We start from the raw sequence: 20,165 nt of genomic DNA, 5'->3' as shown, positions 1-20,165 counted from the left end.
GTTCATCAAGTAGAAAAATCAAAATACCAACTTTCCTTTGAAAAAGAACTGACCATTTACCCGGACACTTTGGTAAAAATTGTTCAACAAAGCTTTCAAAAAGCAAACCTTCCCTCCTATTATCAAATTGAAGTGAAGCAATGCAAAGACTTTGAAGTGGCTTATAGTTTTCTGAAAAATGCCAACGTTGAAAAAGATATTATTCCTTGTGGTGGACGAAACATGCCTCAAAAATGCTACACGATTGAAGTACGCTTTTTAGAAAAAACAACAACTTCTAGTACTAAAATCATTTGGATCGTGCTTTTGTCATTAGGTATTATTGCAGCTTTTCTATTTTTTCCTAAACGAAAAAAAATAATCCAATTTGATCCAACTAATGAAAATGGAATCTCACTTGGCAAGTTTCAATTCTATCCCGATGAAAATAAATTAATGGTGAAAGCCGTTGAAATCAGTCTTTCCAAAAAAGAAGTGGAACTTTTGACACTTTTTGTGGCCAATCCGAATAAAATCATCAAACGGGAAGAACTTTCCAAAAGAGTTTGGGAAGATCACGGGGTTTTTGTAGGGAGAAGTTTAGATACGTACATTTCTAAATTACGTAAAAAATTGAGTGGGGATGACTCCATTAAATTAACAAACGTGCATGGAATTGGGTATGTGTTGGAAGTGAAAGAATAAGTTTAAATTGGAACGCAGATCCCGAAGCTTCGGGACGGATTGCTTCGCAAACGCAGATTTTTACGGATTTTGATAGCTTCACTATAAAAGGATAAAAACAGATTAATGACTTCAAATTATCAATTCTAAGCAAATCCCAAACCTGAAACCTGAAACCTGAAACCTGAAACCTGAAACTTGAAACCTGAAACCTGAAACTTGAAACCTGAAACCTGAAACTTGAAACAAAAAACTACCTCGTAAACACCAACCGATTCCCCTTACTCAAATTCCCATCAAACGCATAACCTTCATAATTAAAACCTTTCAAATCGTCAATGGTTTCGGCATTTGTGTCAATGATGTAGCGTACCATCATGCCTCTTGCCTTTTTGGCAAAAAAGCTAATCATTTTTAATTTTCCGTCTTTGTAGTCTTTGAATTCGGGAGTGATGACGGGGACTTTCAAGGCTTTGACATCTACTGCATCAAAATATTCGTTACTGGCTAAATTGATGAAAAGTTCGTCTTTTTGAAGTTCGCTGTTTAATTGCTTGGTAATTTTTGCTTTCCAAAATTCATATAAATTCTTGCTTTTGCCAATAGGAAATTTCGTTCCCATTTCCAATCGATAAGGCTGCATCAAATCCAATGGTTTCAACAATCCATACAATCCGGAGAGAATGCGAAGTTTGTCTTGTAGAACTTCTAATTTTTCAGTTGGTACCGTTTTTATATCTAAACCAATATACACATCACCATTAAACGCGTAAATCGCCGGACGTGAATTTTCAGTGGTAAAATTATTTAAATCCCGTTCTTGATTGCGTTGCCAGTTTAAATCGGCCAATTTATCTGAAATATCCATTAATTCCATTAATTTTTTTGGCTTTTGCTTTTTCAACTGTTTGTGAATAACATTCGCTTCTTTTAAAAAACAGGAAGTAGTGGATTGTTGTATGGGTAGCGGACTTTCAAAATCCAATGATTTGGCGGGAGATATAACGATTTTCATAGTTGTTTGTTTTGTTTTCTCGCAAAGTCGCAAAGTTTAAAATGCATTCTTAGCGACTTTGCGACTTTGCGAGAAAATTATTTTTTAAATTAAAAAAGTATCAGAAATGAATTCAAAAATACAAATTGATTCCTGAAAATCATCTACAAAAAAATGGAAAGTCTTGATTGCAGTATCGAAGAAAATGATACCCTTAATTGTAAAATTTGTCGATTAAATCTAACACCAATGCAAATTGTTCCTCTTTGGTTAACGTAGAATTATCAATTTCAATAGCGTCTGTTGCTTTTACTAGCGGAGAATCTTCCCGATGGGTGTCAATATAATCGCGTTCCTGAACGTTTTGCAAGACTTCTTCATACGTAACTTTCTGACCCTTTTCAATTAATTCATCATACCGTCGCATGGCACGCGTATGCGGACTAGCGGTCATAAACAACTTCAATTCAGCATCGGGAAAAACAACAGTTCCTATGTCTCGACCGTCCATCACAATTGCTTTTTTCAAGCCCATTTGCTGCTGCTGCTCCACTAATTTTGAACGAACTTCGGATATTTCAGCTATTTTACTAACCAATCGCGAAACGTCAATGGTACGAATTTCATTTTCCACATTCACATTGTTCAAAAACATTTCGGCAAAACCAAGTGCTGAATTATAAACAAAATGCAATTTAATTGAAGGTAAATTTTTAATCAAACCAAGTTGATCCAAATGTGTTTCGGACACCAACCCATTTTGCATGGCAAATAAAGTCACTGCACGATACATGGCACCCGTATCCACATAAACATACCCTAAATACTTCGCTAATTGCTTGGCTAAGGTACTTTTACCGGTTGATGAAAATCCGTCAATGGCTATGGTGATGGGTGTCATTTATTAAAGGTGCTAAGGTGCTAAGGTACTAAGGTACTAAGGTTCTAAGGTTCTAAGGTTCTAAGGTTCTAAGGTTCTAAGGTACAAAAGTCTATCTATTTTTAAATATTATCAAATGTCTTACTAATTAATACTTAATACTATTAACTACTACTGCAAATTAATCATCAATCCGAACAAACTAGTGTCGCCTGCAAGTGTGTAACGAGAGTAAGAATATTCAAACCGCATTTTTCCCATTCGAAGTCCGAATCCAAGTGACAATCCGGCAAAAGTTCGTTGTTCGACCAATTTTAATTCTTCACTTCTTCTGAAATTATATCCCAAACGTACATTAAATGCTTTTCCCGGAAATAACTCTGCTCCAAAAATAACATGTCGCAATGCATTATTAAAAAACGACACCTTTTCTTCTTGCGTTCCACCGTCTAAGGTGCCTTCTGATCGAGCCGGGTTAGAAAAAGCCACATTCCATTGCTGCAAATTTTCCAAGGTCAGATGCCAACGAAGCGGAACATGCTCTAATTCTTGCGAAATTCCGGCAATTATTTCAAAAGGCAATGGTTCATAAACACCTGCGTACGTAGTGATTTGCGAACCCATATTGCGAAGGACCAAAGCATAATTGATATCATTCCGTTCGTCAATATAAATACAGCCCAAGTCAACTGCCGCACCAAAAGAAGTATAACTTTCTAAAGTAGAAGTAATTAATTTGGCATTCCCGCCAATATAAAAATCCGTAAAAGGTAGATTGTAGGAGTAACCAAATGAAAGTGCGGCTTCACTACCTGTAAAACTTGCGGTTTCTAATCCGTTTTCGTCTCTTCCATCAAAAGTCCCGTAATTGATATAACTAATACCTGCATGAAAAGTTTGCAAATGTCGGTCATAGGTGTAGGCATACGAAGCGGTACCATAAGATACTTCGCCAAAATAATTGCCATAATTCAAAGCCAAATGATTGTGCATTTCACTATTGATAGAAGCCGGATTGTATTGTCCTTGGTTTACATCGTAATCAAAAAGTGTAATGACCTTCCCTCCCATTGCTGCCTGCCGCGGAGAAGTCATCAAAGTAAGGAACTGATACACCGATTGCCCTCCTACTTGACTAAAACTCATCGTACTCCAAAGAACAAAAGCAACAAGGATTAAGTTTCTATACATAAATTAATAACACGCTGTTAACACCAATGATAACGAGTTTGCGAAGATATTATTTTTGAAGGGGAAACTTTTATAGTTTTAAAAGAAATTTGGGTGATTAACGAAAAAAGTTGGCACTATAAGTACCAACTTTTTTATTCATTTATTCGTTTATTAAAGCGTTTTCGCGTTTTTTGCTTTTTGAGTGGTAATGGCAATTTTCAATACCTCGCTCATTTCTTTTACATAATGGAAAGTCAGCCCTTCTAAATACTCGGCTTTGATTTCATCAATATCATATTTGTTTTCTTGGCAAAGAATGATTTCTTTAATATTTGCTCTTTTGGCAGCCAGAATTTTTTCTTTGATTCCACCAACTGGTAACACTTTTCCGCGAAGTGTAATTTCACCCGTCATGGCTAAATTTTTCTTGATTCGCTTTTGTGTTAAAACAGAAACCAACGAAGTGAGCATCGCAATTCCGGCACTTGGTCCGTCTTTAGGTGTTGCACCTTCCGGCACGTGAATATGAATATTATAATTGGCCAACACTTCTTGGCTAACACCTAAATCATCAGCATTTGATTTGATGTATTCCAAAGCAATGGTTGCCGATTCTTTCATTACCGTTCCCAAATTACCGGTTAAAGTAAGTGTTCCTTTTCCTTTAGAAACCAAAGACTCAATAAAAAGAATATCACCGCCAACACTTGTCCATGCCAATCCTGTCACCACACCCGCTACTTCATTTCCTTCCGATTTGTCACGTTCTAATCGTGGAGCTCCCAGAACTTTGATTATATCTTCGTCGGTTACTTTTTTATTGTATACTTCTTCCATTGCGACTGATTTGGCTGCATTTCGAATGACTTGAGCTAACTTTTGTTCTAAACTTCGCACACCCGATTCACGGGTATAACCTTCAACAATCTTTTCGATTTGTTTTTTACCGATGGTCAAATCTTTTGCAGTTAATCCATGTTCTTTTAATTGCTTCGGGAATAAATGTTTGATGGCAATTCCCACTTTTTCCTCAACGGTATAACCCGACATTATAATTACTTCCATTCGGTCTTTTAAAGCCGGTTGAATAGAAGACATTGTGTTTGAGGTTGCTATAAACATGACCTTTGATAAGTCGTAACCCATTTCTAAAAAGTTGTCGTAAAACTCACTGTTTTGTTCAGGATCCAATACTTCCAGCAAGGCTGAAGAAGGATCTCCTGAATGACTTGCGGATAATTTATCGATTTCATCTAGTACAAAAACAGGATTAGATGTTCCGGCTTTTTTAATATTTTGAACGATTCGACCCGGCATCGCACCAATATAGGTTTTTCGATGACCGCGTATTTCGGCTTCATCTCGAAGTCCACCAAGCGACATGCGAACATATTCTCTTCCCAACGCTTTCGCAATGGATTTTCCAATGGATGTTTTTCCAACACCCGGAGGTCCGGTTAAACAAATGATTGGTGATTTCATATCTTTTCGCAATTTTAAAACTGCCAAATGTTCGATAATACGTTTTTTGACATCTTCCAAGCCAAAATGGTCTTTGTCTAAAATTTTTTCAGCTCTTTTTAAATCAAAATTATCTTTGGAATATTCATTCCAAGGCAATTCTAAAAACAACTCCAAATAATTACGTGAAATACCAAAATCAGGCGACTGCGGATTGGTACGCTGTAATTTTTTTAATTCTTTTTCAAAATGTTGATCAATTTTAGCATCCCATTTTTTGGATTTTGCTTTCTGACGCATTTCATCTATTTCCTGGTCATAGGAAACTCCACCCAGTTCTTCTTGAATGGTTTTCATTTGTTGATGCAGAAAATACTCTCTTTGCTGTTGGTCTAAATCGACTCTAACTTTTGATTGAATATCATTTTTAAGCTCTAATTTTTGAAGCTCTGTATTCATATAACGCAGTGTTGCTAAGGCTCGTTCTTTGAGAACATTCATGGCAAGCAACTCTTGCTTCTCATGAACGGAAAGGTTCATGTTGGATGAAACAAAATTAATTAGAAACGATTTGCTTTCAATGTTTTTGATTGCAAAGGTTGCTTCCGATGGAATATTCGGACTTTCTTTGATGATTCTAATAGCGATTTCTTTTACCGATTCAATAATAGCTCCAAACTCCGTATCGTTTTTTCCGGGACGCTTTTCAGCTACTTCTTTAATCAAAGCATTAATATAAGGCTCTTCTGAAACAACTTCACTTATTTCGAAACGCTTTTTACCTTGAAGTATCACGGTAATATTCCCGTCAGGCATTTTTAAAACCCGCAGAATTTTAGCCACTGTGCCAATAGAGTGGATATCTTCATGCTTGGGGTCTTCCACCTCTTCATTTTTTTGAGAAACAACACCAATTACTTTTCCCGCGGCATTGGCATCATTGATCAATTTGATTGATTTATCTCTTCCTGCCGTAATCGGTATAACAACCCCGGGAAACAAAACAGTATTGCGTAAAGGTAAAATAGCGAGCGAAGCCGGAAGTTCTTCATTGGCCATTTCCTCTTCATCTTCGGGAGTCAATAACGGTATTAAATCGGCTTCGGACTCAAAATCATGAAGTGACAAATTGTCCAGTGTTAATAATTTATGATTTGACATATAGTGAATAAAGTCATTTTGTCATTAAACGTGTTTATTTTGGAAGTAACAAATATAGTTTATGTATTTGAAAATGAGCAAAAAGCTGAAATATAAACGATAAAAAGCAACTTATCCGTATTGAATGGTCAAATTATATGCCATAAAAAAACCGCTTCCACTGGAAACGGTTTTCAGTCGTCATACGATTCTTAATTTACAGTATAAGTCACTAATTCATGCTCATACGTTTCTCCCAAAGCAATATTAACATATTTAATCAACCCAATATTCTTGGCAAACCAATAGTAATTGGTTAGTGTTTCGCCTTGAGTATTTTGAATTAATTCCACTTTAATGACATTTTCATAGGAAACGCCGTTTACAGTAAATTCAATATCTTTTTCTAAGATTTTACCAACAATTCCCACTGCTGTTTGAATGGGTGGAAGACCTTCAATAGTGGTTGTTTGAGTGAAATTTTGAGTCCATGTTCCATTTACCGCCAAAAAGTCTTTTAAAATAATAATTTCCATCGGAGAAATTGTAACAGAAGGCATACCAGGAACTGCCGGAATACTCGCTTCTTGTCTTACATAATAGGTACCATTAACTTTCTTTGTCCAAACAGTTCCCTCAAAATCGGAACCTTCAGTTGTCAAACCAACAAAATTATCATATTTATAATAGGTACTATTATTAATTGATTCGGTACCAATAATTTTCATTGGTGTTTGATCTTCACCTTCACTTGCATACGTCCAAGAATTATTAATTGCCATTGGCCAATAATCTCCTGTGGTGCTTCCACCATTATCATCCGGTGGTACATTTAATGCCGGATCTACCGGTTCTATGCCGGAGTCACATGAAACAAAAGTAATAGTAGAAAAGAATAATAAATAAATAGGTAGAAATTTAATCGTTTTCATTTCGTTGTAAAATTATAGTTTCCAAATATAATTATTTCTGTGAACTGTAAAAGCGAAAAAATACTATTATTTTTACTTTACTGTAACATTGGAAAAAAAATGCCGTCTTTAATTCAAATACAATCAACCAATTGAGTTTAGCAAACGAAAATATTGAGCAGTTGTTGACACTCTGCAAGCAAAACAGTCAAAAAGCACAGTTTGAGATATACAATCGCTACTGCAAAGCGATGTATAATGTGGCTCTCCGAATTGTGAAAGATACACACTTTGCCGAAGACGTGATGCAGGAAGGCTTTTTAAAAGCGTTTCAAAAATTGGATACTTTTAGAAATGAAGTGGCTTTTGGAGCTTGGTTGAAGCGAATAATCGTGAATTATAGTATTGACTTCTATAAAAAGAACAGTTTTTTTACGCACGATGATTTTGAAAGTAAAGCTTATAAAATAGTTGAAGAATCAGAAGAACCGGAATCTGATTATTCACAGTTGAAAGCACAAGAAGTTCTCAAAGCGATACACGCTCTTAAAGAAAGTTATCAGATTATTTTAACATTGTCATTAATTGAAGGTTATGATTACGAAGAAATTTGTCAAATTCTAGACATTAGTCCAACGAATTGTCGAACAACCATTAGCAGAGCCAAAGAAAGTTTGAAATTACACTTACAAAAAATGCCATGAAAACAAGTAAAGACCCTATAGAATCACTATTTGAACGATTAGAAAACCAATGGGATACTGAACATCCGGAGTTTGGTCATACTGATCGATTTTTGAAAAAATTGACAAAAGAGCCTATTCAAAAGAGAAAAAACAATTGGATTCCTTTGGGTATTGCAGCTTCGCTTGTTTTAATTGCAGGTGTGATTGCGTTTTACCAAACCAAACAAGAGCCTATGAATCAATGGGAAAACGCATCGGTTCAAACCAAGGAAACACACGACTACTTTGCCTCTGTTGTTGAAAAAGAACTTTCTTCCTTAAAAGCCAAACAAACACCCGAAACGGCTGAAATAATTAATGATGCTTTGCTTCAAATGAAAGTTTTTGATGCAGATTATCAAAAGATTTTAACCGAATTACAAAAAAATGGAGATACCAAACAACTGCTTCATGCAATGATTGTGAATTTTCAAACCCGAATATCCTTCTTAGAATCCATCATCAATCAAATCGAAATTATTAATCATCAAAAAACAATACCCAATGAAAAAGCTATATAGTTTAATATTGCTGCTTTTCTTGACAGGAATTAGCAATGCAACCGAATATCAAGGAAAACACAACAAACAAAAAACAATCAAAAAAACAGTGGATGTAAATGCTACTGCTACATTAGCTGTTGAAAATAAATACGGAAATGTATTTGTCACCACTTGGGATCAAGACAAAATTGACATTGAAGTGATAGTCACCATTAGCGGTGATGATGAAAAATGGGTCAATGCAAGATTGGCATCCATCAATGTAGAATTTGCCGGAAATTCCAGTAGTTATAGTGCAAAAACCATTTTTGACGAACAAAAAAATTATGGTAAAAAAAGCAGTATGGAAATAAATTATACCATAAAAATTCCTAAAAAAGGGAATCTAAAAGTAGAAAACAATTATGGGAATATCATTACACATGAATTGTTTGGAAGTACTGACATTCTGTGCAAATACGGGAAAATTACTTTAGGAAAATTAAATCATTCCTCCAATACCATTCAAATTGAGTATTGTTCCAAATCCAATATTGAAAAAATCAATAATGCGAATGTCATTGCTAAATATTCAGATTTACAGATATCCGACTACAATTCGCTAGATTTGAATTCAAGCTATACTGATGTTGTATTAACGAAAGGAACAAACTTAAAATATGTTAGTAAATATGGCAAATTACTACTAGGTAGCGTTGCAAACGTAGGCGGTTCCGGAGATTATATGACTATTAAAGTAAACGAACTAAATGGCTCTTTAAACATCAATACCAAATACAGTAATTTAACAGTAAACGCTATTTCTTCTGCGGCAAAAGACCTAACAATTAATGCAGGATATACGAATGTCTTTTTAAGTCATGATTCAAATTATGCATTTGATTTTGACGTGACCACAAAATACGGAAATTTCAAAAGTGAAGCATCGTTGGAATACAACTCACGTATTGAAACAAATACGAGCAAAAGTTTCAAAGGATTCCATAAAAAAAGCGGCAGCAATCAAGTCACTATCAACTCCAGTTACGGGAATATCAGTTTAAAACAATTATAAAAACATCAATTAACTAATTATCATGAAAAACATTCTTATACTTTTGGCAGTGCTAACTTCCCTATCGATTCAAGCACAAAACTATAAAAACATTAAAGGCGAAGGTGCTGTGGTTTCCAAAACAGTTACAACAGCTGAATATGATGGTGTTGCCGTTTCAGGTTCTTTTTATGTAACCTTGGTTGATGGAGCGGAAGGTTCAATTACCATCAATGCCGAGGAAAATTTAATGGAATTTATTATCGTAGAAGTTAAAGACAATACTTTGCATATCAAACCTGAAAAAAATTATGGCATTTCTGCTTCTAAAGGGAAAAAAATTGAAATCACCGTTCCTGTTAATTCTATTTCAAATGTAAGTTTAGCTGGTTCTGGCGATGTAATTTCAAATTTTATGATGAATGCTGCTTCTTTCCAAGTGAGTCTAGCGGGTTCGGGAGATATAAAATTAGGTATCGAAGCTCAAACTATTGATGCACGATTATCCGGTTCCGGCGATATAGAGTTCAAAGGAAAAACCACCGATTTTACTGCGGCTCTTGCAGGTTCGGGCGACATTGAAGCATTTGAGCTACAAGCTGACAATGCTAAAGTAAGTATTGCAGGATCAGGTGATATTGAAACCAATTGTTCGCAGTCCATAGAGGCCAGAGTTTCGGGCTCAGGAGATATTCAATACAAAGGAAACCCGACCAAAGTGGATGCAAAAGTGTCGGGTTCAGGAACTATAAAAATGAATTAAAAAACTATTCTGCATCTGCGGATAAATCTTCGTCGGAGGCAGTACTTTTTGGCACTCGCAAAAGTAAAAGTAAACCCGCCACAAAAAAGACCATTAAGAAAACAATCGCGTTACGCATACTTCCTGTAATTTGATCAATTGAGCCGTAAATGGCCATTCCAATTACAATCCCTACTTTTTCGGCTACATCATAAAAACTGAAATACGAAGCCGTATCGTCTGTTTTTGGCAAAAATTTGGAATACGTTGAACGCGATAAGGCTTGAATTCCTCCCATAACCAATCCAACGAAGCCCGCAGTAATGTAAAAATGAATAGGTTCTGTTACAAAATAGGCAAAAACACAAATTACCGCCCAAATGGCATTCACTACAATTAAAGTCGGAATGTTTCCAAATTTATCTGATGCTTTGGATGTTAATAAAGCTCCAAGAACAGCAACCAGTTGAATCACTAATATACTGATTATTAATCCGGTGGTTTTTTCGCTGTCACTTGACCAGTTAATTTCTTGTTCTCCAAAATAAGTGGCCACCAACATTACCGTTTGAACGGCCATACTGTAAACAAAAAAAGCATTTAAATAACGGAAAAGTCGCAAGTTTTGTGACATTTGAGTATACACTTTTCGCAATTCCCTAAATCCGTTCAAAACAACATCACGTGTTACTTTTTCAGCATTTTTATTTCCTTTGGGTAAATAATAAAAAGCATACTGAGCAAAAAGAATCCACCAAATTCCGGTCATTGCAAAAGCCATTCGCATTGCGTGCAAAGCCTCTTCTCCTTCTTTACCCAAAATCATGTAAAGATTGATTAATAAAAGAATCACACTTCCAACATAGCCAAAAGAATAACCTTTGGCACTCAAACTATCTTGTTGTTCTTTAAAAGCGATGTCGGCTAAATAGGAATTGTAAAAAACCAAACTTCCCCAAAAGCCTATCAATCCAAAAAAGAAACAAACAATTCCAAAGTAAATATTATCCGCTGTAAACCAATACATTCCGATACAAGATAAGGCTCCCATATAACAGAAAAATTGCATAAACCGCTTTTTGTTTCCGGCAAAATCGGCAATACCTGATAAAAGAGGAGATAAAAAGGCTACACATAAAAAGGCAAAGGCGGTGACAAAACTAATCAGAGCAGTGCTTTTGAACTCAAAACCAAAAAACAATATATTTGGATTTTCTTTAGGAAATAGAAATCCGTAATACAATGGAAAAATGGATGATGAAATCACTAAGGGATAAACCGAATTTGCCCAATCATAAAATGCCCAGGCATTCAATAATTTTTTACTTCCTTTTGCAAGTGTGCTCATATGTTATATTTTTGACATAAAAAAAGCTGCTCATCACTGAACAGCTTCGAATATAGTAATTATTTATTTGAAAACAACACCGTACTTTGCAGCTTCGGTTTTTGCTTCCGGTATCCACCTTGTTAAATTAGAAACACGTGTATTGTGCGAAGGATGCGTGCTCATAAATTCAGCTGGTTCTTGGCCTCCTGATGCCTCGCCCATTCTTTTCCAAAAAGGAACCGATGCTTCGGGGTTGTATCCGGCAATTGCCATCAAAATTAATCCAATTTTATCAGCTTCGCTTTCATGACTTCTGCTAAAAGGCAACATGCCGCCCAATTGAGTTGTTGCACCGTATGCAGTCATTGCAATTTCTTGTGTTGCTTGAGATTCATTTCCAACTGCTACTCCTACACCAACAGCTCCAACTTGTTGCAACATTCCTGCACTCATCCGTTGCTGTCCATGATTTAATAATGCGTGAGCAACTTCATGTCCCATTACAGTTGCCAAACCCGATTCATCTTTTGTAACCGGCAAAATTCCACTGTAAACAACAATTTTACCTCCCGGCATACACCAAGCATTAACAGCCGGGTCTTCTACTAATTTATACTCCCATTGATAATCTTTCAAATACTCCGGTTTTCCAATAGCATTTAACCACTTTTCAGCGGCTAATTTGATTTTTAAACCAACTGTTTCAACCAGTTTTGCATCTGAAGTCCCGCTGATCACCTTGTTTTCCTTTAAAAAAGCATCATACTGTTGAAATGCAGACGGAAAAATAGAACTATTATCAACTAATGCCAAAGTGCTTTTTCCGGTTAACGGATTTGTAGCACAGCCCATAATTAGTATCAAAGTACCAAATAGACTAAAAACAAGCATTCTTTTCATAGTAATAATATTTAATCGTAAAAATACGACTCTACTCCCCAAATACATGTAACTCAGAGAAGTATTTGTCAACCACTATTGCGTTTATGCCGTCAAACGATACTGTGTCAAGGTAAACATTTTCATTATCTATTTCTAAAGATGAAATCTTAAAGGGCAATCCTATTAAATTAATTCTAAATTTAGAATAATTAGTTATAAACTCGCCTTCTTTATGCAATTGTACAATCAATTCTTTGTCTTTTCCGGTTAAATTAAATGTGCAAAGTGAAAATCTACCTTTATTATAATCATAACCATCTTGTGCATCTTCATACACTGCCGATTTTTCTTTTCCGGATTTATAATAGACGTCTAAGGTAATTTCCTGAAATTCTTTTTCTCCAACGAATTGTTGAACAGGATACTTAGGAATGATGGCTCCTTCTTTGATAAATATCGGAATTTGATCATAATCGGTTGCCACCCAAAGTTCATTCTTACCCTCTACCAATTCATTGTTCCAGTAATTATACCAATTGCCTTTGGGCAGATACATTCTTCGTCCAATCGCATTCGGTTCCAAAATGGGACAAACTAAAATTTGATTTCCAAAAATAAATTCATCGGTTCTGTAATGGGTGTGAATATCTTCTTGATCAAAAAATACCAATGGTTTTAACATGGGTTCGCCTTCATTGACATATTTCCAAAACATGGTATATAAATAAGGTAGTAATTGGTAGCGAAGATTAACGAATTTTCTTGTAATATCAATTACCTCTTTGCCAAACGACCAAGGTTCTTGTTCACCGTGATCTCCCGAAGAATGTGTTCTGCAAAACGGATGAAAAACACCTAATTGAATCCAACGAGCATATAATTCACCCGAAGGTTGTTCTGCAAATCCACCAATGTCAGAACCTGTAAAACCCATCCCACTGATTGACATTCGCTGCATTTGAATATTTGCAATCCATAAATGCTCCCATGAGGCTACATTGTCACCTGTCCAAGACGAAGTATAACGTTGTGCTCCGGAATACGCTGAGCGTGTAATAATAAATGGTCTTTTTGGGTAAGCAAATCGTTTAACGCCTTCGTAAGTTGCCCTAGCCATTTGTGTTCCGTATATATTATGAGCTTTTCGATGACTGCACGGATTACCGTCATAATCATGTCTGACATCCATGGGAAATGTTTTCCCGGGAACATCCATAACCGCAGGCTCGTTCATGTCGTTCCAAACACCTTTAACGCCAATATCTGAAATCAACTCTTTGTATAAACCTGCCCACCATTCGCGGACTTCCGGATTGGTGAAATCCGGGAAATTACATTCACCGGGCCAAACTTTACCTTTCATATAAGGTCCGTCGGCTCGTTTGCAGAAATAATCTTTTTCCAAAGCTTCGTTGTAAACCGAGTATTCTTTGTCAATTTTTATCCCCGGATCAATGATCACCACAGTTTTAAAACCATCTTTGGCTAGTTCTGCAACCATTCGCTTGGGTTCGGGAAAGTGTTCTTTACTCCATGTAAAACATCGAAAACCTTCCATGTAGTCAATGTCTAAATAAATCGCATCACACGGAATTTGAAGTTTTCTGAAAGTAGAAGTGATTTCCTTCACCTTGCTTTCCGGGTAATAACTCCATTTACATTGATGGTAACCTAAGGTCCACATCGGTGGAAGTTCCGGTTTTCCTGTTAAATGTGTATAAGCAGTCACTACATCTTTCATTTTCGGGCCGTAAATGAAATAGTAATTCATCTCGCCACCTTCAGCCCAATAGCTAGTGACATTTCTACGTTCTTGACAAAAATCGAAAAACGTTCTAAAAGTATTATCAAAGAAAATTCCGTAGGCTTTTTCATGATGCAATCCAATATAAAAAGGCACTACTTTATACAAAGGTTCTTGTTCCTTTTGAAAGGCATATTGATCCATTGCCCAATTTTCCAGTCGCTTTCCTTTCAAATTTAAATTTGTTGCCTTGTCACCCATGCCGTAATAACATTCACCGTCATTGGCTTTCTTGCTCATTTTGACAATGTTTCCACCAAATTCATAGCTTTCCTCCCAATGAAAACCGATTTCATCATCAAGAATGGGAAAACCTTCGAGGTTGAAGATGGAAACTTTGGCGTTTTCCTTAGCAATTTTACAAATGATTTTGCTTGTTGTAATTGAGTAAAATGCTTTCTGCTCTTCTACTAATAATTCATTATACCCATGTGATTGACTCTTATCAATAGCATAAGAAAAATCTTTATTAAAATATCCTTTGGTGGTATATCGAAAACGAATCATACTGTCGCGAAGAATCGTTATTTTTAAGACAACATTGTTATCTGTGTAGAAAAAAATACTGTCTACATCTTGATTGTACGAGATTATTTTGGAAGGAAACTGATCTCCTTTATATTCTAATTCTGTGTTAGTAATCATATTTTTATACTTAGGTACTTGCCAAATTTACAAAGTTGAAACTTTTAACGTGTTAAATCATTTGTTGAGTTATTAACTCAAACGTTTGCGTTGTTGGATAAAATAAAAATCCCTCTAGCTAAAGAGGGACAATTTTGATTTAAGTACATTTAAAAACAACGACACCCAAAGGTGGTAAAACAATTTCAACAGAGAAATCTCTGCCGTTCCAAAGTTCTTTTTCTATTTTAAGAGGTTTTGGATTGCCTACTCCGCTTCCACCGTAATCTTTTTTGTCTGAATTGAATATTTCGGTTAGTTTTCCTTTTTTTGGAAGTCCTATACGATAGATTTCACGCACCACAGGAGTGAAATTACAAACCACCACCAAATTTTCTTTTTCATTTGTTCCTTTGCGAATAAAACTCAGAATTGAATTTTGGTGATCAGAATAGTCAATCCATTCAAAACCCTCGGGACTGAATTGTTTTTCGAACAAAGCAGGATACTTTCGATACAAATTGTTTAAATCAGTTATACACTTTTTAACTCCGTCGTGATAGCCGAATTCTAATAAATGCCAATCCAAACTTCCGGCAAAATTCCATTCTCTGCTTTGACCAAATTCACAACCCATGAATAATAATTTTCCTCCTGGGTGTGTAAACATATAGCTGTATAGTAATCGTAAATTTGCAAATCGTTGCCATTCATCGCCGGTCATTCTACCTAAAATGGAATGCTTGCCATGAACCACTTCATCGTGTGAAAGCGGTAACATAAAATTCTCTGAAAAAGCATAAGTCATCGAAAAGGTCAAATCATTTTGGTGGTATTTTCGATAAATTGATTCTTTCTGAAAATATTTCAAAGTATCATGCATCCAGCCCATCATCCATTTCATTCCAAAACCTAAACCACCATCAAAAGTTGGTTTGGAGACCATTGGAAATGCGGTGCTTTCTTCGGCAATGGTTTGCACACCTTCAAAATTTGTGTATACCGCTTCGTTAAATTCTTTTAAAAAACTAATGACATCTAAATTTTCTCGACCTCCATACATGTTGGGTTCCCAACCACCTTCTTCTCTTGAATAATCTAAATATAACATTGAAGCTACAGCATCAACCCGCAAACCATCTGCATGGTAATAATGCAACCAAAATAGTGCGTTGCTTATTAAAAACGATCGAACTTCATTTCTACCATAGTTAAAAACCAAACTTTTCCAATCGGGATGGTATCCTTTTCGTCGGTCTGGATGCTCGTATAAATTAGACCCATCAAAAAATCCGAGACCATGTGCGTCATCCGGAAAATGCGATGGCACCCAATCCAAAATAACTCCGATGCCGGCCTGATGTAATTTATCCACCAAAAACATAAAATCTTGGGGCGTGCCAAATCGAGCTGTTGGAGCAAAATAGCCAACTAATTGATAACCCCACGAAGGATCATAGGGATATTCCATAATTGGCATGAGTTCAACATGGGTAAATCCCGTTTCCTTTACATAATTGACCAAATCTTCAGCCAGTTCTTGGTACGTTAGTACTCTATTTTCTTCTAAATTCCTTTTCCATGACCCCAAATGGACCTCATAAACAGAATAAGGTTTGTCCAAACCATTACTATCTTTTCGGGTGTCCATCCACTTTTTATCGTTCCACTTATAGTCTAAATCCCAAACAACTGAAGCAGTTTGGGGAGGTTTTTCACAATACAAGGCAAATGGATCGGCTTTTTCGGTTATAATTCCTCTATTGGTAGACTGAATTTTGTACTTATACTTGCTACCCAAATCAATACCCGGTATAAAACCTTCCCAAATGCCTGATTCATCCCAACGGACAAATAACTGATGTTCTGCATGATTCCAACTATTGAAATCACCTACCACAAAAACAGCATGAGCAGAAGGTGCCCAAACGGCAAAATAAACTCCTTTAACGCCATCAACCTCTGTAAGATGTGCTCCTAATTTTTCATATAATCTAAAATGTTTTCCGGCTTTAAAAAGACTGATATCAAAATCAGTAAATAGTGAATGCGTTTGTACTAAGTTCATATGGTTTTTGTTTGACCCTGCCGGGTTTGCTACTTATCATGAACGAATCAGATTTGTACCAAAATTGAATTTTAAATCTGCCACAATATTTTATCATGCAATTTAAGGAATATTTAATAACTCTACATTTATAAAAAATAATTTTATATTATACCTTGCGGTAAAATAAAATTAAATGTCAAAAAAAGCTAAGTCTGTTACTCAATCTTTAAAAATTCCAAAGACAATTTTGCTAACTGCTAAGTTTTTTCAAGCATTTTCACCAAAATTAATAACGCTGTTTGCGGCACGATTATTTACCACTCCCATAAAGTATAAAATACCAAAAAGAGAATTACAGATGGAGTCTGAGAGTATTCAAACCGCACTAACAATTCCCTCCATTAATAAAATAATCCACACCTATCATTATGGGAATGGTAAAAAAAGGATTTTATTAGTACATGGATGGTCCGGACGAGGTACTCAATTAGTAAAAATTGCAGAAGCCATGCTTGACTTAGGCTATTCAACCATTAGTTTTGATGCACCTGCACATGGCAAAAGTGAGGGTAGTACAACTATCATGACTGAATTTATTGCTTCAATACTAGCAATTGAAAAACAATTTGGCCCATTTGAATATGCTATTGGTCATTCGTTAGGTGGAATGTCAATCATAAACGCAATTAAACAAAACTTGACTATCAAAAAAGCCGTAATTATTGGAAGTGGAGATTTAATTCAAGATATTATCGATGATTTTATTCAAAATTTACAATTAAAACCTAAAGTTGGCGATCAAATGCGAATTCATTTTGAAAATAAATATGGCGTTGTTATGAATAATTATTCAACTTCCGTCGCAGCAAGCCAGGTAAAAATACCTGTTCTAATTATTCATGATGAAAATGACGACGATGTTCATATAAAAGCAGCTTATAGTATTCATAAGCATTTACCAAACAGCAAGCTGATAATAACTAAAGAATTGGGACATCGAAAAATATTAGGAAACCAAAAAGTAATTGATGAAATCAAAGAATTTTTAAAAACCAAATCTTCTGAATAATGTTACTCGTTCATTTGAAGATTTTAATAACTATAACTAAAATAACAAAAAAGACTCTATGAAAAATTTAATTGTATTATTGACGATACTAACATTAACCGCATGTCAAGGCCAAAAAAAGGAAGAAGCAACTTTAAAAGTTGTCAAATCGGAGTCTGAATGGAAAGCAGAATTAACCCCCGAACAATATGAAGTCCTACGCAAAAAAGGGACCGAAAGAGCTTTTACGGGTAAATACTGGGATCATTTTGAAAAAGGGACCTATTTTTGCGGTGCCTGTGAAAATCCGCTTTTTGTTTCTGAAACCAAATTCGAATCTGATTGTGGATGGCCATCATTTGATCAAGCAATTAAAGGTTCTGTAATCTATGAAAATGATTATAGTTTTGGTATGTCAAGAGTAGAAGTCATGTGTGCAAAATGTGGCGGACATCTCGGACATGTTTTCGACGACGGTCCAAAAGAAACCACCGGGAAACGATTTTGTACCAATTCTATTTCAATCAAATTTAAACCTGCAAACTGATGCCTTATAAAATTCAAAAGTCCGAAGAAGAATGGAAAGCTGAATTAGGCTTAGAAAAATATAAAATTCTTCGTCAAAAAGGAACGGAATTCCCACATACTGGGGCATACAATCTTCATTTTGAAAATGGAAATTATTGTTGTGCAGGTTGTGGGGAAGTTTTGTTTGAAAGTACTTCCAAATTCAATGCACATTGCGGTTGGCCTTCTTTTGATAAATCTATTCCGGGAAAAGTAGAATATAGTAAAGATTCCTCGCACGGAATGATACGCACAGAAATTCTTTGTGCCACTTGTGGAAGTCATTTAGGCCATGTTTTTGACGATGGACCGACCGAAACCGGTATACGTTATTGTGTGAACTCACTTTCTATAGATTTTAAAAAATAAAAAATCTAACTGACATAAAAGACACTTTCCGTAATGAAGTGAAAGAATTTTTCTATTTACCTTTTACTACCTAATTTGACAACCAAGACTTAAATTCACCTACTTTTTCCACTGCAACAAAAATATTTTCATTACCAAAGTTGGGTTTTAGAATTAATTTTACTTTTAACTTTGAAACATAATACATTTCATGAATAGAATTAATAGATATTAAAAACTTTTTATTTACTCTAAAAAATTCTTTCGGATCAATCTCTTCCTCAATCTTTTTTAAACTAAAATCTAATGGTAATTTTTTACCATCAACCAGACAGGCAAAGGTCAATTTATCCTCTGAAAAAAAATAGGCAATATTATCAATAGATATTGACTTTAATTGATTATTCAACTTAACTAAAAAACGATTTCGATATCTGGATTCCATATCAATCATCATTTTAGTATAATTAGGAAATGTTGTAAGACTTTTATATTTATCTATACTCTTTTTTAAACTTGATATTGAAATTGGCTTTAAAAGATAGTCAATACTATTTACTTCAAATGCCTTAATTGCATATTCTGAATAGGCAGTAACAAAAATAACAGGACAAGTAACATTTACTTCCTCAAAAATTTTAAAACAATAATCATCAGAAAGATTAATGTCCAAAAAAATTAGATCTGGTATACTATCGCTTAAAAAAGAAATAGCCTCTTTAACTGAGTCAATCACTTCAATGACCTTCATTTCAGGTTCAATCGACTCAATCATTTTCTTTAATCTCTCCGCTATCAATATTTCATCTTCGATAATAATTACTTTAATCATAACTCGACTTAATTAAAGGGATTTCAACTCTAAAAACATTGTTTTCAATTTTAAAAGTAGGTACTCCACAATTTAGTAAAACATATTGCTTCTTAATACTTTTCATTCCAATTCCAAAAGATTCAGTTTTTACAGAATTTATCTTGGGATTAAAATTATTCTCAACTATCAATAGCTCTCCTCTTGTATAGATGCTAATCTTCAAAGGATTGTGTTTATCAAACACTGTATGTTTTATTGCATTTTCTATTAATATCTCAAGCGTTAGAGGAGGTATTAAAAAATCCAATTTAGAAACGTCTACAGAACTCTCGAGTTCTATTAATCCCTGATGGCGAATCAATTGAAGTTCAAAATAAGAATTCAATAGTGTAAGTTCTTCAGATAAAGTAACTAAAATTTCATCAGAATTAGTGAGACTGTATCGAAAAACATTGGATAATTCCTCAACAAAT

At 35.1% G+C, this 20,165-nt stretch carries 19 protein-coding genes; 8 read left to right on the top strand and 11 right to left on the bottom strand.

All coding sequences use genetic code 11. The features are described 5' to 3' along the window. The coding region (locus tag ACIQ2S_RS03380; RefSeq protein ID WP_396172691.1) for a winged helix-turn-helix domain-containing protein at positions 1–684 on the top strand (684 nt) is incomplete at its 5' end. Positions 685–916: 232 nt separating this feature from the next. On the opposite strand, the gene yaaA is transcribed toward ACIQ2S_RS03380, so the two are convergent. From yaaA to ACIQ2S_RS03355, 5 genes are all read right to left on the bottom strand, one after another. Then, positions 917–1,678, bottom strand: a complete 762-nt coding sequence (gene yaaA / locus ACIQ2S_RS03375) for a peroxide stress protein YaaA (RefSeq protein WP_396172690.1) — start codon at positions 1,676–1,678, stop codon at positions 917–919. 193 nt (positions 1,679–1,871) lie between these two features. Continuing rightward, positions 1,872–2,558 carry a (d)CMP kinase gene (cmk, locus tag ACIQ2S_RS03370; protein ID WP_396172689.1) on the bottom strand — a complete coding sequence of 229 codons (687 nt, stop codon included), beginning with the start codon at positions 2,556–2,558 and terminating at the stop codon, positions 1,872–1,874. Between the two features lie 150 nt (positions 2,559–2,708). Next, on the bottom strand, positions 2,709–3,728 hold the full coding sequence (porQ, locus tag ACIQ2S_RS03365; protein ID WP_396172688.1) for a type IX secretion system protein PorQ: 1,020 nt from the start codon (positions 3,726–3,728) through the stop codon (positions 2,709–2,711). A gap of 153 nt (positions 3,729–3,881) precedes the next feature. Further along, complete coding sequence (gene lon, locus ACIQ2S_RS03360; protein WP_396172687.1) at positions 3,882–6,332, bottom strand: endopeptidase La; 2,451 nt, start codon at positions 6,330–6,332, stop codon at positions 3,882–3,884. Between the two features lie 191 nt (positions 6,333–6,523). Beyond that, the gene (locus ACIQ2S_RS03355) at positions 6,524–7,243 is read right to left on the bottom strand and encodes a hypothetical protein (protein ID WP_396172686.1); all 720 of its coding nucleotides are present in this window, start codon (positions 7,241–7,243) and stop codon (positions 6,524–6,526) included. A gap of 131 nt (positions 7,244–7,374) precedes the next feature. On the opposite strand from ACIQ2S_RS03355, the gene ACIQ2S_RS03350 reads away from it, so the two are divergent. Genes ACIQ2S_RS03350 through ACIQ2S_RS03335 form a run of 4 tightly spaced genes read left to right on the top strand, consistent with a single transcriptional unit; the run spans position 7,375 to position 10,246 of the window. Beyond that, positions 7,375–7,926, top strand: coding sequence for an RNA polymerase sigma factor (locus ACIQ2S_RS03350; protein WP_396172685.1), 552 nt, complete (start codon positions 7,375–7,377; stop codon positions 7,924–7,926). Next, positions 7,923–8,468: an anti-sigma factor gene (locus ACIQ2S_RS03345; protein ID WP_396172684.1), complete on the top strand. Its 546-nt coding sequence runs from the start codon at positions 7,923–7,925 to the stop codon at positions 8,466–8,468. Before ACIQ2S_RS03350 ends, ACIQ2S_RS03345 begins: the two co-directional genes overlap by 4 nt. Beyond that, positions 8,452–9,504, top strand: a complete 1,053-nt coding sequence (locus ACIQ2S_RS03340) for a hypothetical protein (protein WP_396172683.1) — start codon at positions 8,452–8,454, stop codon at positions 9,502–9,504. The genes ACIQ2S_RS03345 and ACIQ2S_RS03340 overlap by 17 nt, the downstream gene beginning before the upstream one ends. Positions 9,505–9,526: 22 nt before the next feature. Beyond that, complete coding sequence (locus tag ACIQ2S_RS03335) at positions 9,527–10,246, top strand: head GIN domain-containing protein (protein ID WP_396172682.1); 720 nt, start codon at positions 9,527–9,529, stop codon at positions 10,244–10,246. A 4-nt stretch (positions 10,247–10,250) separates the two neighbouring features. On the opposite strand, the gene ACIQ2S_RS03330 is transcribed toward ACIQ2S_RS03335, so the two are convergent. From ACIQ2S_RS03330 to glgB, 4 genes are all read right to left on the bottom strand, one after another. Then, positions 10,251–11,573, bottom strand: a complete 1,323-nt coding sequence (locus ACIQ2S_RS03330) for an MFS transporter (protein WP_396172681.1) — start codon at positions 11,571–11,573, stop codon at positions 10,251–10,253. Between the two features lie 63 nt (positions 11,574–11,636). Then, on the bottom strand, positions 11,637–12,455 hold the full coding sequence (locus ACIQ2S_RS03325; protein WP_396172680.1) for a M48 family metallopeptidase: 819 nt from the start codon (positions 12,453–12,455) through the stop codon (positions 11,637–11,639). A 31-nt stretch (positions 12,456–12,486) separates the two neighbouring features. Further along, a complete protein-coding gene (locus ACIQ2S_RS03320) occupies positions 12,487–14,886 on the bottom strand; it encodes a glycoside hydrolase family 31 protein (RefSeq protein ID WP_396172679.1) in 2,400 nt (799 codons plus the stop codon). Between the two features lie 139 nt (positions 14,887–15,025). After that, on the bottom strand, positions 15,026–16,933 hold the full coding sequence (glgB, locus tag ACIQ2S_RS03315; protein WP_396172678.1) for a 1,4-alpha-glucan branching protein GlgB: 1,908 nt from the start codon (positions 16,931–16,933) through the stop codon (positions 15,026–15,028). A gap of 175 nt (positions 16,934–17,108) precedes the next feature. Here glgB and ACIQ2S_RS03310 point away from each other — a divergent pair, with 175 nt between their 5' ends. The 3 genes from ACIQ2S_RS03310 to msrB (ACIQ2S_RS03300) are packed head-to-tail and all read left to right on the top strand — an operon-like array spanning position 17,109 to position 18,899. Continuing rightward, entirely contained in the window at positions 17,109–17,984 is an 876-nt protein-coding gene (locus ACIQ2S_RS03310) for an alpha/beta fold hydrolase (protein WP_396172677.1), read from the top strand. A 58-nt stretch (positions 17,985–18,042) separates the two neighbouring features. Next, positions 18,043–18,510, top strand: a complete 468-nt coding sequence (msrB, locus tag ACIQ2S_RS03305) for a peptide-methionine (R)-S-oxide reductase MsrB (protein ID WP_396172676.1) — start codon at positions 18,043–18,045, stop codon at positions 18,508–18,510. Next, positions 18,510–18,899, top strand: coding sequence for a peptide-methionine (R)-S-oxide reductase MsrB (msrB, locus tag ACIQ2S_RS03300; RefSeq protein ID WP_396172675.1), 390 nt, complete (start codon positions 18,510–18,512; stop codon positions 18,897–18,899). The genes msrB (ACIQ2S_RS03305) and msrB (ACIQ2S_RS03300) overlap by 1 nt, the downstream gene beginning before the upstream one ends. 70 nt (positions 18,900–18,969) lie before the next feature. Here msrB (ACIQ2S_RS03300) and ACIQ2S_RS03295 read toward each other — a convergent pair whose 3' ends face one another. Both ACIQ2S_RS03295 and ACIQ2S_RS03290 read right to left on the bottom strand, forming a co-directional pair. Beyond that, on the bottom strand, positions 18,970–19,710 hold the full coding sequence (locus ACIQ2S_RS03295) for a LytR/AlgR family response regulator transcription factor (RefSeq protein ID WP_396172674.1): 741 nt from the start codon (positions 19,708–19,710) through the stop codon (positions 18,970–18,972). Continuing rightward, the coding region (locus tag ACIQ2S_RS03290; RefSeq protein WP_396172673.1) for a histidine kinase at positions 19,703–20,165 on the bottom strand (463 nt) is incomplete at its 5' end. The genes ACIQ2S_RS03295 and ACIQ2S_RS03290, both read right to left, overlap by 8 nt.

It is taken from the genome of Flavobacterium sp. (genome assembly GCF_044371705.1).
GTDB lineage: Bacteria > Bacteroidota > Bacteroidia > Flavobacteriales > Flavobacteriaceae > Flavobacterium.
The sequence above is the reverse complement of the archived record's forward strand: the minus strand, read 5'-3'. Positions and strand labels throughout refer to the sequence as shown.

What these genes read in the sequence shown, in the direction of transcription:
- yaaA (WP_396172690.1), bottom strand. Translation starts at nt 1,678, where the DNA reads ATGAAAATCGTTATATCTCCCGCCAAATCATTGGATTTTGAAAGTCCG.
- cmk (WP_396172689.1), bottom strand. Translation starts at nt 2,558, where the DNA reads ATGACACCCATCACCATAGCCATTGACGGATTTTCATCAACCGGTAAA.
- porQ (WP_396172688.1), bottom strand. Translation starts at nt 3,728, where the DNA reads ATGTATAGAAACTTAATCCTTGTTGCTTTTGTTCTTTGGAGTACGATG.
- lon (WP_396172687.1), bottom strand. Translation starts at nt 6,332, where the DNA reads ATGTCAAATCATAAATTATTAACACTGGACAATTTGTCACTTCATGAT.
- ACIQ2S_RS03355 (WP_396172686.1), bottom strand. Translation starts at nt 7,243, where the DNA reads ATGAAAACGATTAAATTTCTACCTATTTATTTATTATTCTTTTCTACT.
- ACIQ2S_RS03345 (WP_396172684.1), top strand. Translation starts at nt 7,923, where the DNA reads ATGAAAACAAGTAAAGACCCTATAGAATCACTATTTGAACGATTAGAA.
- ACIQ2S_RS03340 (WP_396172683.1), top strand. Translation starts at nt 8,452, where the DNA reads ATGAAAAAGCTATATAGTTTAATATTGCTGCTTTTCTTGACAGGAATT.
- ACIQ2S_RS03335 (WP_396172682.1), top strand. Translation starts at nt 9,527, where the DNA reads ATGAAAAACATTCTTATACTTTTGGCAGTGCTAACTTCCCTATCGATT.
- ACIQ2S_RS03330 (WP_396172681.1), bottom strand. Translation starts at nt 11,573, where the DNA reads ATGAGCACACTTGCAAAAGGAAGTAAAAAATTATTGAATGCCTGGGCA.
- ACIQ2S_RS03325 (WP_396172680.1), bottom strand. Translation starts at nt 12,455, where the DNA reads ATGAAAAGAATGCTTGTTTTTAGTCTATTTGGTACTTTGATACTAATT.
- ACIQ2S_RS03320 (WP_396172679.1), bottom strand. Translation starts at nt 14,886, where the DNA reads ATGATTACTAACACAGAATTAGAATATAAAGGAGATCAGTTTCCTTCC.
- glgB (WP_396172678.1), bottom strand. Translation starts at nt 16,933, where the DNA reads ATGAACTTAGTACAAACGCATTCACTATTTACTGATTTTGATATCAGT.
- ACIQ2S_RS03310 (WP_396172677.1), top strand. Translation starts at nt 17,109, where the DNA reads ATGTCAAAAAAAGCTAAGTCTGTTACTCAATCTTTAAAAATTCCAAAG.
- msrB (WP_396172676.1), top strand. Translation starts at nt 18,043, where the DNA reads ATGAAAAATTTAATTGTATTATTGACGATACTAACATTAACCGCATGT.
- msrB (WP_396172675.1), top strand. Translation starts at nt 18,510, where the DNA reads ATGCCTTATAAAATTCAAAAGTCCGAAGAAGAATGGAAAGCTGAATTA.
- ACIQ2S_RS03295 (WP_396172674.1), bottom strand. Translation starts at nt 19,710, where the DNA reads ATGATTAAAGTAATTATTATCGAAGATGAAATATTGATAGCGGAGAGA.